This window comes from Streptomyces sp. NPDC051740 (assembly GCF_044453165.1).
Taxonomy (GTDB): Bacteria; Actinomycetota; Actinomycetes; order Streptomycetales; family Streptomycetaceae; genus Streptomyces; species Streptomyces atrovirens.
This window is the reverse complement of record NZ_JBITCL010000039.1, coordinates 1-14,516: the sequence shown is the minus strand read 5'-3', so window position 1 is coordinate 14,516 and position 14,516 is coordinate 1. Positions and strand designations below refer to the sequence as shown.

Sequence of the window (14,516 nt, the reverse complement as noted above, 5' to 3'; positions counted from 1 at the left end):
TGCCGAACAGCGGCAGCGGCGCGTCGCGGGTAGACGGCCGAAGGGGACGGAGGCAGTACGGCGATGGCACGGAACATCCAGTCGCTCGAACGGGCGGCGGCGATGCTGCGCCTGCTGGCGGGCGGCGAGCGGCGGCTCGGCCTGTCGGACATCGCCTCGTCGCTGGGCCTCGCCAAGGGCACCGCCCACGGCATCCTGCGCACCCTCCAGCAGGAGGGGTTCGTCGAGCAGGACGACGCCTCCGGGCGCTACCAGCTGGGCGCCGAGCTGCTGCGCCTGGGCACCACCTATCTCGACGTGCACGAGCTGCGGGCGCGCGCCCTGGTGTGGACGGACGACCTGGCCCGCTCCAGCGGCGAGAGCGTCTACCTCGGGGTGCTGCACCAGCAGGGCGTGCTGATCGTGCACCACGTCTTCCGGCCGGACGACAGCCGGCAGGTCCTGGAGATAGGGGCCATGCAGCCGCTGCACTCCACGGCCCTGGGGAAGGTGCTGTCGGCCTACGACCCGGTGGCCCACAGCGAGGCCCTGGAGGCCGACCGCAAGGCCTTCACCGACCGCACGGTGTGCGACCTGGACGCCTTCGAGCACATCCTCGACCTCACCCGCGCGCGTGGTTACGCGGCGGACGTGGAGGAGACCTGGGAGGGCGTCGCCGCCGTCGCCGCCCCCATCCACGACCGGCGGCGCATGCCGGTGGGCGCGGTGGGCATCACGGGGGCGGTGGAGCGGCTGCGCCGGGACGGCGAGCTGCGGCCCGAGCTGATCGCGGCGGTACGGGACTGCGCCCGCGCGGTGTCGCGGGACCTGGGCGCCGGGCGGTTCTGAGCGGAACACGGAGACGACCGGGGCGCCGTACGGCGTCCCGGTCCTCGGCATGTCCCGGAAGGGGCATACAGGGTACGAGTCCACACAACCGTCGCGAAGATCGATAACCCGGGGCGATCAATAACGATCGCGTTTTCGATAACCAAACTCTTGACGCCCGCGAGGCGCCGGGAAAGACTCCCGTCCATCGGTCGGCATTGTCGAACACCTACCGGCAATACGAGTTAGAGTGTGACAACGCCAAGGGCCGGCATCGCTCTCATCCCCTGAGGGCGCCAATCCCCGGTGGGACCCGGGGGTCGGCTTCCCTGGACGAAGGACAAAGGAGTCGCGGGTGTCCAGCTCCGACATCTTCATCGGCGAGACCATCGGTACCGCCATACTCATCCTGCTCGGTGGCGGCGTCTGTGCCGCCGTGACGCTGAAGGCCTCCAAGGCCCGTAACGCCGGCTGGCTCGCCATCGCCTTCGGGTGGGGCTTCGCCGTCATGACGGCGGTCTACATCGCCGGACCGCTCTCCGGCGCCCACCTCAACCCGGCCGTCACCGTGGCGCTCGCCCTCAAGGACGGCGAGTGGGGCAACGTTCCGGTCTACTTCGCCGGAGAGTTCCTCGGCGCGATGATCGGCGCGGCTCTGGTCTGGGTGGCCTACTACGGCCAGTTCCTGGCCCACCTCACCGACAAGGAGATCGTCGGCGGTCCGGGGGCGCAGGCCACCGCCGCCAAGGCGGTCGAGGCGCAGGAGAAGGGCGCGGGCCCGGTGCTCGGCGTCTTCTCCACCGGCCCGGAGATCCGGCACACGGTGCAGAACCTCGCCACGGAGATCGTCGGCACCTTCGTGCTGCTGCTCGCCATCCTCACCCAGGGCCTGAACGACGCGGGCAACGGCCTGGGCGTGCTGGGCGGTCTGATCACGGCGCTCGTCGTCGTCTCGATCGGTCTGTCGCTGGGCGGCCCGACCGGTTACGCCATCAACCCGGCCCGTGACCTCGGCCCGCGCGTCGTGCACGCCCTGCTGCCGCTGCCGAACAAGGGTGGTTCCGACTGGTCCTACGCCTGGATCCCGGTGGTCGGCCCGCTGATCGGCGGTGCCCTCGCGGCCGGCCTCTACAACGTCGCCTTCGCGTAGGCCCCGGCATCTTGTCACAGCGCCGTACGTACCGCCCCGTAACCAAGGAACTCCAGGAGCACACAGTGACCGACGCCCACACCGCCGGCCCGTTCATCGCCGCCATCGACCAGGGCACCACCTCCTCCCGCTGCATCGTCTTCGACCGCGACGGACGCATCGTCTCCGTCGACCAGAAGGAGCACGAGCAGATCTTCCCCAAGCCCGGCTGGGTCGAGCACGACGCCATCGAGATCTGGACCAACGTCCAGGAGGTCGTCGCCGGGGCCATCGAGAAGGCCGGCATCACCCGCGACGACATCAAGGCCATCGGCATCACCAACCAGCGCGAGACCACCGTGCTGTGGGACAGGAACACCGGTGAGCCGGTCCACAACGCCATCGTCTGGCAGGACACCCGCACCGACGCCCTCTGCCGCGAGCTCGGCCGCAACGTCGGCCAGGACCGCTTCCGCCGCGAGACCGGCCTGCCCCTGGCCTCCTACTTCGCCGGTCCCAAGGCCCGCTGGCTGCTCGACAACGTCGACGGCCTCAAGGAGCGCGCCGAAGCGGGCGACATCCTCTTCGGTACCATGGACACCTGGGTCATCTGGAACCTGACCGGCGGTGTGAACGGCGGCCACCACGTCACCGACGTCACCAACGCGTCCCGCACGATGCTGATGAACCTGCACACCATGCAGTGGGACGAGAGGATCGCCGAGTCCATCGGCGTCCCGCTGGCGATGCTGCCCGAGATCCGCTCCTCCGCCGAGGTCTACGGCGAGATCACCGGCGGCCGGCTGGGCGAGCTGCTCGGCGGCATCCCCGTCGCCTCCGCGCTCGGCGACCAGCAGGCGGCCCTGTTCGGCCAGACCTGCTTCGCCGAGGGCGAGACCAAGTCGACGTACGGCACCGGCACCTTCATGGTGATGAACACCGGCGACAAGATCATCAACTCCTACAGCGGGCTGCTGACCACGGTCGGCTACAAGATCGGCGACCAGGACACGGTCTACGCCCTGGAGGGCTCGATCGCCGTCACCGGCTCGCTGGTGCAGTGGATGCGCGACCAGATGGGCCTGATCTCCACCGCCGCCGAGATCGAGACCCTCGCCCTGACCGTCGAGGACAACGGCGGCGCCTACTTCGTGCCGGCCTTCTCCGGCCTGTTCGCCCCGTACTGGCGCTCCGACGCCCGCGGTGTGATCGCCGGCCTGACCCGGTACGTCACCAAGGCGCACCTCGCGCGCGCCGTGCTGGAGGCCACCGCCTGGCAGACGCGGGAGATCGCGGACGCCATGACGAAGGACTCCGGCGTGGAGCTGACCGCCCTCAAGGTCGACGGCGGCATGACCTCCAACAACCTGCTGATGCAGACGCTCTCGGACTTCCTGGACGCCCCCGTGGTGCGTCCGATGGTCGCCGAGACCACCTGCCTCGGTGCCGCCTACGCCGCCGGCCTCGCCGTCGGCTTCTGGAACAGCACCGACGACCTGCGCGCCAACTGGCGGCGGGCCGCCGAGTGGACCCCCCGCATGGACGCGGAGACCCGCGACCGTGAGTACAAGAGCTGGCTCAAGGCCGTAGAGCGGACCATGGGCTGGCTCGAGGACGAGGAGTAAGAACCGCCATGACCACCCAGTCCACCCTGCAGTCCGTACCTGCCCTGGGGACACACCCGGCGTCCGGCCCGAACCCGAGCCGTGCCGAGACCCGGGAGCAGCTCTCCAAGGCGTCGTACGACCTTCTCGTGATCGGCGGCGGCATCCTGGGCATCTCCACCGCCTGGCACGCCGCGCAGTCCGGCCTCAGGGTGGCCCTGGTGGACGCCGGTGACTTCGCCGGCGCCACCTCCTCCGCCTCCTCCAAGCTGCTCCACGGCGGTCTGCGCTACCTGCAGACCGGCGCGGTGAAGCTGGTGGCGGAGAACCACTTCGAGCGCCGTGCGGTCTCCCGCCAGGTGGCTCCCCACCTGGCGAACCCGCTCACGTTCTACCTCCCCGTGTACAAGGGCGGGCCGCACGGCGCGGCGAAGCTCGGCGCCGGTGTCTTCGCGTACTCGGCGCTGTCCGCCTTCGGCGACGGCGTCGGGCACCTGCTCTCGCCGGCCAAGGCCGCGCAGGACGTGCCGGAGCTGCGCACCGACAACCTCAAGGCCGTGGCCGTGTACGGCGACGACCAGATGAACGACGCGCGCATGGCGCTGATGACGGTCCGCGCGGCGGCCGAGGCGGGCGCGGTCGTCCTCAACCACGCCGAGGTGACGGGTCTGCGCTTCACCCGGGGCCGGGTCACCGGCGCCGAGCTGCGCGACCGTCTTTCGGGCGACGAGTTCGGCGTGAACGCCCGGCTCGTGCTCAACGCGACCGGCCCGTGGGTCGACCACCTGCGCCGCATGGAGGACCCGGACGCCGTGCCGTCCATCCGGCTGTCGAAGGGCGCGCACCTGGTCCTGAAGCGGACCTCCCCGTGGAAGGCCGCGCTGGCCACGCCGATCGACAAGTACCGGATCACCTTCGCCCTCCCCTGGGAGGACATGCTGCTGCTCGGCACCACCGACGAGGAGTTCGAGGGCGACCCGGCGGACGTCGCGGTCACCGAGAAGGACACCGCGCAGATACTCGACGAGGCCGCGTTCTCCATCCGCGACCAGCAGCTCGACCGGGACCTGATCACGTACGCCTTCGCCGGTCTGCGGGTGCTGCCCGGCGGCCCCGGGGACACGGCCAAGGCCAAGCGGGAGACCGTCGTCACCGAGGGCCGGGGCGGGATGCTGTCCGTCGCGGGCGGCAAGTGGACCACCTTCCGCCACATCGGCCGTACGGTGATGCAGAAGCTCCAGGCGCTGCCCGGCCACCCGCTGGGCGACGACTTCGAGCCGGTCGCCTCGCTGCCGAAGAAGCTGCCGCTGCCGGGCGTGGCCAACCCCCGCGCGGTGGCCCACCGGCTGCTGGTCGACGGCCCGGCGCCCGGCCCGCGCATGGCGGCGGACACCGCCAGGCACCTGGCCACCCACTACGGTTCGCTGGCCTTCGACATCGCCCGCCTGGCCAACGAGGACCCGGCGCTCGCCCGGCGCGTCCACCCGGACGCCCCGGAGATCTGGGCGCAGGTCGTCTGGGCCCGGGACCACGAGTGGGCGGAGACGGCGGACGACGTGCTGCGCCGCCGTACGACGCTGACGATCCGGGGCCTGGCCACGGACGAGGTCCGCGCCGATGTGCAGGAGATCCTCGACAAGAAGTGACCTGCGCTCCCCCGGCTCCCCCGCGCGGGAGCCGGCATACGGGACCGGGGACGGCTCCGCGCCGACGGAGCCGCCCCCGGTCCCGTACATAATGGGCTGGATACATCGGATGTCTGGTCCGCAGGGAGGCGCGGTATGGCAGTGACCGACGAGGCGATCGAGAAGATCAAGGGGATGATCGTCTCGGGTGCGCTGCGTCCCGGCGCCCGGCTGCCCAAGGAGAGCGAGCTGGCGGCCGAGCTGGGGCTGTCCCGCAACTCGCTGCGCGAGGCGGTGCGCGCCCTGTCGCTGATCCGCATCCTGGACGTGCGGCAGGGCGACGGCACCTACGTCACCAGTCTCGACCCGCAACTCCTGCTGGAGGCGCTGAGTTTCGTCGTCGACTTCCACCGCGACGACACGGTCCTGGAGTTCCTCGCCGTACGCCGCATCCTGGAGCCGGCCGCGACGGCCCTCGCGGCCACCCGGATCGGCGAGGAGCAACTGGAAGCGCTGTCGGAGCAGTTGGACAGGCTCGGCGACGAACCGTCGGTGGAGGACCTGGTCGCCGCCGACCTGGAGTTCCACCGGGGCATCGTGCGTGGCTCCGGCAACTCCGTGCTGTGCTCCCTGCTCGACGGTCTGTCCGGTCCCACCACCCGGGCCCGGATCTGGCGCGGGCTCACCCAGAAGGACTCGGTCGGCCGCACCCTGCACGAGCACCGGGCCATCCTCGCCGCCCTGCGGGACCGGGACGCGGAGGCGGCGCGGTCCTGGGCGACGGTGCACATCGCCAGCGTGGAGCAGTGGCTGCGGTCCACGCTGTGAGGGGTGTTTCCCGGCGCCCCACGGGGCAGTGATGGGGTCACTCCCCTTGTGAGGGGGCTGCGGGCGCCCCGTGGGCACGCCGTAAGGTTGGGGCGTACGCGAGGGCACGTCGGAAGGAGGCGCTGGGTGATCGAGCTCGAGGGGGTTCCCGAGCTGATCGACCCGGTCATGGTGGCCGCGTTCGAGGGCTGGAACGATGCCGGTGACGCCGCCTCCACCGCGGTCGCGCATCTGGACCGGGAGTGGAAGGGCGAGGTGTTCGCGGCGCTGGACGCCGAGGACTACTACGACTTCCAGGTGAACCGCCCCACGGTGTTCATGGACGGCGGGGTCCGCAAGATCACCTGGCCGACGACGCGGCTGTCGGTGGTCCGGGTCGGCGGCGAGAAGCCGCGCGACCTGGTGCTGGTCCGCGGCATCGAACCGTCCATGCGGTGGCGTTCGTTCTGCAACGAGATCCTCGGCTTCGCGCACGAACTCGGCGTGGAGCTGGTGGTCGTGCTGGGCGCGCTGCTCGGTGACACCCCGCACACCCGGCCGGTCCCGGTCAGCGGGACCACGTCCGACCCGGACCTGGCCCGCCGCATGGACCTGGAGGAGACCAAGTACGAGGGTCCCACGGGCATCGTCGGCATCCTCCAGGAGGCGTGCGCGCACGCGGGCGTGCCCGCGGTGTCGCTGTGGGCGGCGGTCCCGCACTACGTGTCGCAGCCGCCCAACCCGAAGGCCACGCTGGCCCTCCTGAACCGCCTGGAGGACCTGATCGACGTGCGGATCCCGCTGGGTGAGCTGCCCGAGGACGCGCGTGCCTGGCAGGTGGGTGTGGACCAACTGGCCGCGGAGGACAGCGAGGTGGCCGAGTACGTCCAGACGCTGGAGGAGGCCCGGGACACCGCCGAGCTGCCGGAGGCGTCGGGGGAGGCGATCGCCCGCGAGTTCGAGCGCTATCTGCGGCGCCGTGACGGGGCGTCGGGCCCGCCCGGCGGACATGCCACGGCCGACGGCTCGGACGGTACGTCGTACCGGCGGGAGGGTCCGGGCGGGCGCAACCGCCCGCCGCGGCCGCCGAGACCGGAGACGGACACTGGTCCGGGATCGGGCCTGGATCCGGGCTCGGACTCGGATTCGGGCTCGGGCTCGGGCTCGGATTCGGGTGGCGACGAGTCGTCGGAGGACTGAGCGAAGGGGCGCCCCGTTGCGAACGGGGCGCCCCTTCGTCGTCGCGTCCGGTTACAGCGCCACGCCGAGCAGCGCGTCCACCGCGCGGGAGACGACGCCGGGCGCGCCGGTGTCCGTGCCGCCGCTCTCCTCCTGGAGGACGGTCCAGCGGTCGACGGCGGCCAGCGCGGCCGGGGCGTCCAGATCGTTGGCGAGCGCCTCGCGGATCTCCTCGACCAGCGCCTCGGCGGGCGGACCGTCGGGGCGGGAGACCGCGGCACGCCAGTGGCCGAGGCGGGTCACGGCGTCCTGGAGGACCTGGTCGGTCCACTCCCAGTCGGCGCGGTAGTGGTGGGCGAGCAGCGCCAGCCGGATCGCCGCCGGGTCCACGCCGTCGCGCCGCAACCGGGACACGAAGACCAGGTTGCCCTTGGACTTGGACATCTTCTCGCCGTGCAGGGCGACCATGCCGGCGTGGACGTACGCCTTGGCCATGGGGAACTCGCCCGTGAGCGCCTGGGCGTGCGAGGCGCCCATCTCGTGGTGCGGGAAGACCAGGTCGGAACCGCCGCCCTGGACGTCGAAGCCCATGCCGAGGTGGTCGAGGGCGATGGCCACGCACTCGATGTGCCAGCCGGGGCGGCCCCGGCCGAGGGAGCCGCCGTCCCAGCTCGGCTCGCCCTCGCGGGCGGCCATCCAGAGCATCGGGTCGACGGGGTTCTTCTTGCCCGGACGGTCCGGGTCGCCGCCGCGTTCGGCGGACAGCAGCCGCATGGCGGCGGCGTCGAGGTTCGAGACCTGGCCGAAGTGCGGGTCGGACTCGACGGAGAAGTAGACGTCGCCGTCGATCTCGTAGGTCGCGCCGAGGTCACGCAGCCGCTCGACGAGGGGGACGATGCCGGGTATCGCCTCCACGGCGCCTATGTACTGGCGCGGGGGCAGCATCCGCAGGGCCGTCATGTCCTCACGGAACAGCGCGGTCTCGCGCTCGGCGAGCTCGGCCCAGTCGAGGCCGTCCCGGTCGGCCCGCTCCAGCAGCGGGTCGTCGACGTCGGTGACGTTCTGGACGTAGTGAACCTGCCGCTTGGTGTCGAGCCACACGCGCTGCACGAGGTCGAACGCGTTGTAGGTCGCCGCGTGTCCGATGTGGGTGGCGTCGTAGGGGGTGATGCCGCAGACGTAGATACGGGCGACGGGACCGGGGTCGGAGGCGATCAGGCCCCCGGTCGCGGTGTCGTGGATCCTCAGGTCGCGGCCCTGACCGGGCAGGGCGGGGACCTCGGAAGCGGGCCAGGCATGCATGTCATGAGCCTAACCGGACCGCGGTTCGGAAAACGAACGGGAGCAGGCCGGATGACCGGGAAGGCGCTCTTGCGCCGCGGCGCCCGACGTGCTGCCGGTCCCGCTCCGGACGCACCGCCGTCCCGCTCCGGAGGGGCCGCCGTCTCGTTCAGACCGGGCCGCCGTCCCGCTCCGGACGGACCGCTGGCCCCGCTCCGGACGCACCGCCGTCCCGCTCCGGAGGGGCCGCCGTCTCGTTCAGACCGGGCCGCCATCCCGCTCCGGAGAAGCCGCCATCTCGTTCAGACCAGGCCGCCATCCCGTTTCGGACGGACCGCCGGTCCCGTTTCAGAGGGGCCGCCGTCTCGTTCAGACCGGGGGCCAGGGGATGGCCGGCCAGTCGCCGCCCGGTTGTGGGTGGGTGCCGGTGGTGAGGAGGGTCTCGACGCGCGCGCGGGTGGCGTCGATCTCCGCGCGGGTGAGGAGGGGGGTCAGGGCGGTGGTGAGGGCGCCGTTGTCGGTGAGGGCCGTTCTGAGGCCCTTGAGGACGTCCAGCGCCTCCGCGGTCAGGGGCTCCCCCGCCCAGCCCCACAGCAGGGTGCGGAGCTTGTCCTCGGCGTTGAAGGTGACCCCGTGGTCGATGCCGTACAGCAGGCCCTCGGCGGTGGGCAGCAGGTGCCCGCCCTTGCGGTCGGCGTTGTTGACCACCGCGTCGAGCACGGCGAGCCGGCGCAGCCGCTCGTCGTCGGCGTGCACGAGCAGCGCGGTGCGGCCCTCGCCGACCTCGGCGAAGCCGATCGCCTTCCAGCCCGGCTCCGGTTCCTCGCCGTCGACCAGGGCGAGGAGTTCAGCGCCGGGCGCCGTCTCGATCCACAGCTGGCACATGCCCTCGCCGTAGGGGCCGTCACGGAGCACGGTGGGCGGGACGAGGCCCCAGCCGGTCGCCTCGGAGACCGCGTACGCGGCGACCTCGCGCCCGGCGAGCGTGCCGTCGGGGAAGTCCCACAGGGGCCGCTCCCCGGCGACCGGCTTGTAGACGCAGGCCGCCTCGCGTCCCTCGTGGGTGACGGTGCAGTACAGCGCCGCGTTCGACGCCTCACGGATGCGTCCGCGCACGGTCAGCTCGCCCTCGGCGAGCAGCACGGCGGCGGCCGGGTCGGCGGCCGTCACGCTCCGCGGCGGTATCCGTTCTGGCGCGGACATACGTGTCCTTCCGGGTCGAGCGGGAGGCTGCACAGCGGGCACGGCGGCCGCCCGGCGTTGACGACGTCGAGGGCGCGCTTGGCGAAGGCCCGGGCCTGCGCGCCGGTGAGCCGGACGCGGAGCATCGGGGGCCCGTTCTCCTCGTCCTGGAGCAGCCGCTCCTCGGCCTCGGCGAGGTCCTCCTCGGAGTCGGCGTCCAGTTCGACGAGCGCCTGCGCCTCGACGATCATGCGCTGCTCCTCGCCGTCCCAGGCGAGCGCCATGGTGCCGACGCGGAACTCCTCCTCCACGGGGGTGTCCAGCGGGGCGCTGTCGGTGGTCTCGGCCGGCGTCATCGCGGGCACCGCGGCGCTGCCGCCGCTGCGGCGCACGACCTCGTCGAGCAGTTCGTCCATCCGCTCGGCGAGCGCCGCGACCTGGGTCTTCTCCAGGGCCACGCTGGTCACCCGGGAGCCGGCGGAGGCCTGGAGGAAGAACGTACGGCGCCCTGGCAGCCCGACCGTGCCGGCCACGAAACGTTCCGGTTGGTCGTAGAGGAACACCTGACGGGACACGTCCTGTCTCCATTGAGAGTCGTGGGTACGGGCGGCTGTGTGAACGGGAACGCACTACTGCGACCGCTTCACCCTACTGCGCCCGACGATCACGGTGCGCCCGCGCCGCCCCCGACCGTGGCGTCACCGGCCGGCGGCTCCTCGCGCGGCGCCAGGGACGCGAAGTCACCGGTGTCGCCGAGGCGGACGAGAAAGGGACGCAGCCGTGTGTAACGGATCGCGGTGATGGAACACGGTTCAACGGCAATCCGCTGGAAGAGGTCGAGATGAAGTCCGAGTGCGTCCGCGACGAGAGACTTGATGATGTCGCCGTGCGAGCACATGAGGTACACGGCGTCGGCGCCGTGATCACGCTCCACGCGCGCGTTCCACTCGCGCACCGCCTCGGCGGCGCGCGTCTGCATCGCGCGCATGGACTCCCCGCCGGGGAACGCCGCCGCCGACGGGTGCGCCTGCACCACCTCCATCAGGGGCTCGTCCTTGAGCTCGACGAGTTTGCGGCCCGACCAGTCGCCGTAGTGGCACTCGCCGATGCGGTCGTCGGTGTGCGGGGTGAGACCGGGGCGTTCCTCCAGCAGCGGCCGGATCGTTTCCTGGCAGCGCTGGAGCGGGCTGGTGACGATCTCGGCCAGCGGCAGCCCGGCGAGCCGTCCGGGCAGTGCGGCGGCCTGGGCGGCGCCGCGGTCGTCGAGGGCGACACCGGGCGTCCACCCGGCGAGCAGTCCCTCGGTGTTGGCGGTGGAACGTCCGTGCCGGACCAGGAGCAACGTGGGCATGCGGCCCAGGGTAGGCGTACGCGCGGGTGTGATGTCCGTCGAGAGAGAGGAGAGTGCGCTTCGTGATCGTCGACTGTGCCATCTACCGGGAGGGGCATCGGTCGGAGGGGCCCCATGACTTCTCCGACGCGCTGGACGAGGCGCGGTCGGCCGGGGGGTTCGTCTGGATCGGGCTGCACGAGCCGACAGCGGACGAGTTCGACCTGGTCACGCAGGAGTTCGGCCTGCACCCGCTGGCCGTCGAGGACGCCCTCAAAGCCCATCAGCGGCCCAAGCTGGAGGTGTACGACGACTCGCTCTTCGTGGTGCTGAAACCGGTCGTGTACGAGCCGCGGAGCGACACGGTCTCCTCCGGAGAGGTCATGATCTTCCTCGGTGATTCCTTCGCGGTGACCGTGCGGCACGGCGAGGGCGCGCCGCTCAAAGCCGTACGGCAGCGGCTGGAGCGGGAGCCCGAACTGCTGGGCGAGGGGCCCACGTCGGTGCTGTACGCGATCGCCGACGCCGTCGTCGACCACTATCTGGACGTGGCGACCGAGCTGCAGACCGACCTGGAGGAGCTGGAGGCGGAGGTCTTCACCCCCGACGGCGGGGGATCGCGGCACACCGCGTCGAAGATCTACAACTTCAAGCGGCAGATCCTGGAGTTCCGCCGCGCGACCGGGCCGCTGGCGATGCCGATGACGCGGCTCGCGGGGGTGGGCTCGTACGGGGTGGGGGTGCCGTTCGTGGAGGACAGGGCGCGGCCCTTCTTCCGTGACGTGCACGACCACCTCACCCGGGTGAACGAGTCCGTGGAGGGGCTGGACCGGCTGGTCTCGGACATCCTCTCGGCGCACCTGGCGCAGATGAGCGTGCGGCAGAACGACGACATGCGGAAGATCTCCGCGTGGGCGGCCATGGCCGCGATCCCCACGATGCTCGCGGGGATCTACGGGATGAACTTCGAGCACATGCCGGAGCTGCGGTGGGAGTGGTCCTATCCGGTGGTGATCGTGGTGATGGCGGCGCTCGAGGTGCTGCTGTTCCGCCTGTTCAAGCGGCGGGGGTGGATGTGAGGGCTGTGCCCGTCTCTGGTCTCCGGTGTCCGGTGTCCGGTCACGCGAACTTCGGTTCCGGGGTGGCGGGGCCGCCGAGCGCGTTGCGGCGGTCGGGCATCCTGAGGGAGACCATGCGGCGCCAGCCGCCCAGGCGTTCGTACGCGTACACCGCGTGGATGCCTGCCGCGAGGACCGCCGCCTTGGGCCCGGGCCAGCCCAGGATGCGTCCCATGTGGGCCATCACCGCCAGGCTGACGTCCCGGTAGACGCGGATCTCCGCGAGCGCGCACGCGCGCAGGGTGCGCTGGATCGCGCGGCCGTGTCCGGCGTACGCGAAGCGCAGCAGCTCCTCGTGGCAGTAGGCGAGGTGGTTGTCCTCGTCGTCGGAGATCATCCTGACCGCGCGGCCGAGGTCGGGGTGGTCGGCGAAGTGCCTGCGGAGCAGGTCCATCTGCTCGGAGGCGCGTTGTTCGGTGACCCTGCTGTGGGCGAGGTAGGTGACGATGTCCCGCACGGTGAGCGGTTCGTCGCGCTTCAGCCGGCCGTGGGCCAGGCCGATGCCCTTGTTCTCGAGGAGCATCGTGTAGTCGGTCTCCGGGGGGACCGGGACGGGTTTCAGGCCGCGCTTCCTCATCAGGGCGTTGAAGATGCGGCCGTGCTTGTCCTCGTCGGCGCCGTGCCTGGTGATCTTGGGGGCGAGTTCGCGCTGGGCCTCGGGTACCAGCGCGGCGATCCGGGCGTTCTCCCAGCCGCCCTGGGACTCGCCGCTCGCGGCGATGGAACAGAACAGGGCGAAGGACTCGTCGTTGTCGAGGATCTCCTGGAACAGACTCTTGGCCGAAAGCATGGTGGGCCACCTCTCCGCGGGCTCTCGCGGTTCCGAAGTTCCGAAGTTCCGCAAAGAAAGAGTCAAGTGCGCGGGGCCGGGGGCGGCAACAGGAGTGTCGGGCGACTCCGCCGAAAGGAGTACGGGACAGGGGCGCGGGAGCGTAACCGGGCGGGCCGGCGGGCGTTGGTGTGGGTGACGGCCGTGGCGGGGTGGACCCCCGAGCCCCCACCACGGCCGTGAGGACTACGCGAGGCCCGCGCGTTCCAGGGCCTCGGTGCCGGCCCGGAGCGACGCCAGGCGCTCGTCGAGCGTGAAGCCGGCCGGGGCGAGGGTGAGGGTGGTGACTCCGGCGGCGGCGTAGGCCTTCATCCGGTCGGCGATGCGGTCGACGGAGCCGAGGAGGGTCGTCCGGTCGATCAGGTCGTGGGGGACGGCTGCCGCTGCGCCCTGCTTGTCACCGGACAGGTACTTGTCCTGGATCTCGGCGGCCTCCTGCTCGTAGCCCATGCGCCGGGCGAGCTGGTTGTAGAAGTTCTGCTTGCGGCTGCCCATGCCGCCGACGTACAGCGCGGTGTAGGGGCGGAAGGTGTCGGCGAGGGTGGTGACGTCCTTGTCGTCGCCCACGGCGAGGGGGACGGTGGGGCAGATGTCGAAGCCGTCGAGGGTCTTGCCGGCCTTCTCACGGCCCGCGCGGAGGTGCTTGACGGCGGTGTCCTCCAAGTGGTCGGCGGAGGGGAAGATCAGCAGGGCGCCGTCGGCGATCTCGCCGGTCTGTTCGAGGTTCTTCGGGCCGATGGCGGCGATGTAGAGGGGGATGTGCTCTCGTTGGGGGTGCACGGTGAGCTTGATGGGTTTGCCGGGGCCGCCGGGGAGGGGGAGGGTCCAGTGTTCGCCGTCGTGGGTGAGGCGTTCGCGGGTCATGGCCTTGCGGATGATCTCGACGTACTCGCGGGTGCGGGCGAGGGGCTTGTCGAACTTGACGCCGTACCAGCCCTCGGAGACCTGGGGGCCGGAGACGCCGAGGCCGAGGCGGAAGCGGCCCTGGGAGAGGGAGTCCAGGGTGGCCGCCGTCATCGCGGTCATCGCGGGCTGGCGGGCGGGGATCTGGAAGATGGCCGAGCCTACGTCGATGCGGTGGGTCTGGGCGGCGACCCAGGTGAGTACGGTGGCGGCGTCGGAGCCGTAGGCCTCCGCGGCCCAGCAGACGGCGTATCCGAGGCGGTCCGCCTCCTGGGCCACGGCGAGGTTGTCCGCGTCCATTCCGGCACCCCAGTAGCCGAGGTTGATCCCTAGCTGCATGGCCGTCTCCCCTTACCGATGAGTAACGTCGCTTGTGCGGAGACCATATACCTCCGGTGGGTGGGTGGGATGCCTGCGGCGCCGCTGTCCCTCCGGTGGGGGCTGGGGTAGCGCCCGCGGTCGGTGGGTGGGTGGGTGGGGGGGGGGGGGGGGGGGGGGGGGGGGGGGGGGGGGGGGGGGGGGGGGGGGGGGGGTTGGGGTGGGGGGGGGGGGGGGGGGGGGGGGGGGGGGCGGGGGGGGGGCGCGGGGCGGGGGGGGGGGGGGGGCGCCCGGGGTGGGGGCGGGGGGGGGGGGGGGGGGGGGGGGGGGGCGCGGGGGGGGGGGGGGGGGGGGGCCGGGGGGGGGGGGGCGCCGAGGGCCCGTGTGGTCGGGCGACTCGTCGT

General features: G+C 71.9%; 13 protein-coding genes. 7 read left to right on the top strand and 6 right to left on the bottom strand.

The annotated features are described in order from the left end of the window. Positions 1-63 precede the first annotated feature (63 nt). The 6 genes from ACIA6T_RS34620 to ACIA6T_RS34595 all read left to right on the top strand — a co-directional run bounded on the left by ACIA6T_RS34620 (position 64) and on the right by ACIA6T_RS34595 (position 7,172). A complete protein-coding gene (locus ACIA6T_RS34620; RefSeq protein WP_399450477.1) occupies positions 64-828 on the top strand; it encodes an IclR family transcriptional regulator in 765 nt (254 codons plus the stop codon). 334 nt (positions 829-1,162) lie between these two features. Beyond that, the gene (locus tag ACIA6T_RS34615) at positions 1,163-1,957 is read left to right on the top strand and encodes an MIP/aquaporin family protein (protein WP_399450476.1); all 795 of its coding nucleotides are present in this window, start codon (positions 1,163-1,165) and stop codon (positions 1,955-1,957) included. Positions 1,958-2,022: 65 nt separating this feature from the next. Next, positions 2,023-3,561, top strand: a complete 1,539-nt coding sequence (gene glpK / locus ACIA6T_RS34610) for a glycerol kinase GlpK (protein ID WP_399450475.1) — start codon at positions 2,023-2,025, stop codon at positions 3,559-3,561. Positions 3,562-3,569: 8 nt separating this feature from the next. Continuing rightward, entirely contained in the window at positions 3,570-5,186 is a 1,617-nt protein-coding gene (locus ACIA6T_RS34605; RefSeq protein WP_399450474.1) for an FAD-dependent oxidoreductase, read from the top strand. A gap of 135 nt (positions 5,187-5,321) precedes the next feature. Then, the gene (locus tag ACIA6T_RS34600) at positions 5,322-5,993 is read left to right on the top strand and encodes a FadR/GntR family transcriptional regulator (protein ID WP_399450473.1); all 672 of its coding nucleotides are present in this window, start codon (positions 5,322-5,324) and stop codon (positions 5,991-5,993) included. 126 nt (positions 5,994-6,119) lie between these two features. After that, positions 6,120-7,172, top strand: coding sequence for a PAC2 family protein (locus tag ACIA6T_RS34595; RefSeq protein ID WP_399450472.1), 1,053 nt, complete (start codon positions 6,120-6,122; stop codon positions 7,170-7,172). A gap of 51 nt (positions 7,173-7,223) precedes the next feature. Here ACIA6T_RS34595 and mshC read toward each other — a convergent pair whose 3' ends face one another. The 4 genes from mshC to ACIA6T_RS34575 all read right to left on the bottom strand — a co-directional run bounded on the left by mshC (position 7,224) and on the right by ACIA6T_RS34575 (position 10,965). After that, a complete protein-coding gene (gene mshC / locus ACIA6T_RS34590) occupies positions 7,224-8,453 on the bottom strand; it encodes a cysteine--1-D-myo-inosityl 2-amino-2-deoxy-alpha-D-glucopyranoside ligase (protein ID WP_399450471.1) in 1,230 nt (409 codons plus the stop codon). Positions 8,454-8,801: 348 nt separating this feature from the next. Then, the gene (locus ACIA6T_RS34585; RefSeq protein ID WP_399450470.1) at positions 8,802-9,635 is read right to left on the bottom strand and encodes an SCO1664 family protein; all 834 of its coding nucleotides are present in this window, start codon (positions 9,633-9,635) and stop codon (positions 8,802-8,804) included. Continuing rightward, positions 9,599-10,189: a DUF3090 domain-containing protein gene (locus ACIA6T_RS34580; protein WP_073933622.1), complete on the bottom strand. Its 591-nt coding sequence runs from the start codon at positions 10,187-10,189 to the stop codon at positions 9,599-9,601. Before ACIA6T_RS34580 ends, ACIA6T_RS34585 begins: the two co-directional genes overlap by 37 nt. Positions 10,190-10,278: 89 nt before the next feature. Next, on the bottom strand, positions 10,279-10,965 hold the full coding sequence (locus ACIA6T_RS34575; RefSeq protein ID WP_399450469.1) for a histidine phosphatase family protein: 687 nt from the start codon (positions 10,963-10,965) through the stop codon (positions 10,279-10,281). A gap of 62 nt (positions 10,966-11,027) precedes the next feature. Between ACIA6T_RS34575 and corA the strand changes: the two genes are divergently transcribed. Continuing rightward, entirely contained in the window at positions 11,028-12,023 is a 996-nt protein-coding gene (corA, locus tag ACIA6T_RS34570) for a magnesium/cobalt transporter CorA (protein ID WP_399450468.1), read from the top strand. 40 nt (positions 12,024-12,063) lie between these two features. Here corA and ACIA6T_RS34565 read toward each other — a convergent pair whose 3' ends face one another. Then, positions 12,064-12,852 carry a ferritin-like domain-containing protein gene (locus tag ACIA6T_RS34565; protein ID WP_399450467.1) on the bottom strand — a complete coding sequence of 263 codons (789 nt, stop codon included), beginning with the start codon at positions 12,850-12,852 and terminating at the stop codon, positions 12,064-12,066. A 225-nt stretch (positions 12,853-13,077) separates the two neighbouring features. Further along, the gene (locus tag ACIA6T_RS34560; protein ID WP_399450466.1) at positions 13,078-14,133 is read right to left on the bottom strand and encodes an LLM class F420-dependent oxidoreductase; all 1,056 of its coding nucleotides are present in this window, start codon (positions 14,131-14,133) and stop codon (positions 13,078-13,080) included. Positions 14,134-14,516: the final 383 nt, after the last annotated feature.

Excerpts from the sequence above, each read along its gene's own strand:
- mshC (WP_399450471.1), bottom strand. The coding sequence starts at position 8,453 with ATGCATGCCTGGCCCGCTTCCGAGGTCCCCGCCCTGCCCGGTCAGGGC.
- ACIA6T_RS34565 (WP_399450467.1), bottom strand. The coding sequence starts at position 12,852 with ATGCTTTCGGCCAAGAGTCTGTTCCAGGAGATCCTCGACAACGACGAG.
- ACIA6T_RS34620 (WP_399450477.1), top strand. The coding sequence starts at position 64 with ATGGCACGGAACATCCAGTCGCTCGAACGGGCGGCGGCGATGCTGCGC.
- ACIA6T_RS34560 (WP_399450466.1), bottom strand. The coding sequence starts at position 14,133 with ATGCAGCTAGGGATCAACCTCGGCTACTGGGGTGCCGGAATGGACGCG.
- ACIA6T_RS34600 (WP_399450473.1), top strand. The coding sequence starts at position 5,322 with ATGGCAGTGACCGACGAGGCGATCGAGAAGATCAAGGGGATGATCGTC.
- ACIA6T_RS34605 (WP_399450474.1), top strand. The coding sequence starts at position 3,570 with ATGACCACCCAGTCCACCCTGCAGTCCGTACCTGCCCTGGGGACACAC.
- ACIA6T_RS34585 (WP_399450470.1), bottom strand. The coding sequence starts at position 9,635 with ATGTCCGCGCCAGAACGGATACCGCCGCGGAGCGTGACGGCCGCCGAC.
- ACIA6T_RS34575 (WP_399450469.1), bottom strand. The coding sequence starts at position 10,965 with ATGCCCACGTTGCTCCTGGTCCGGCACGGACGTTCCACCGCCAACACC.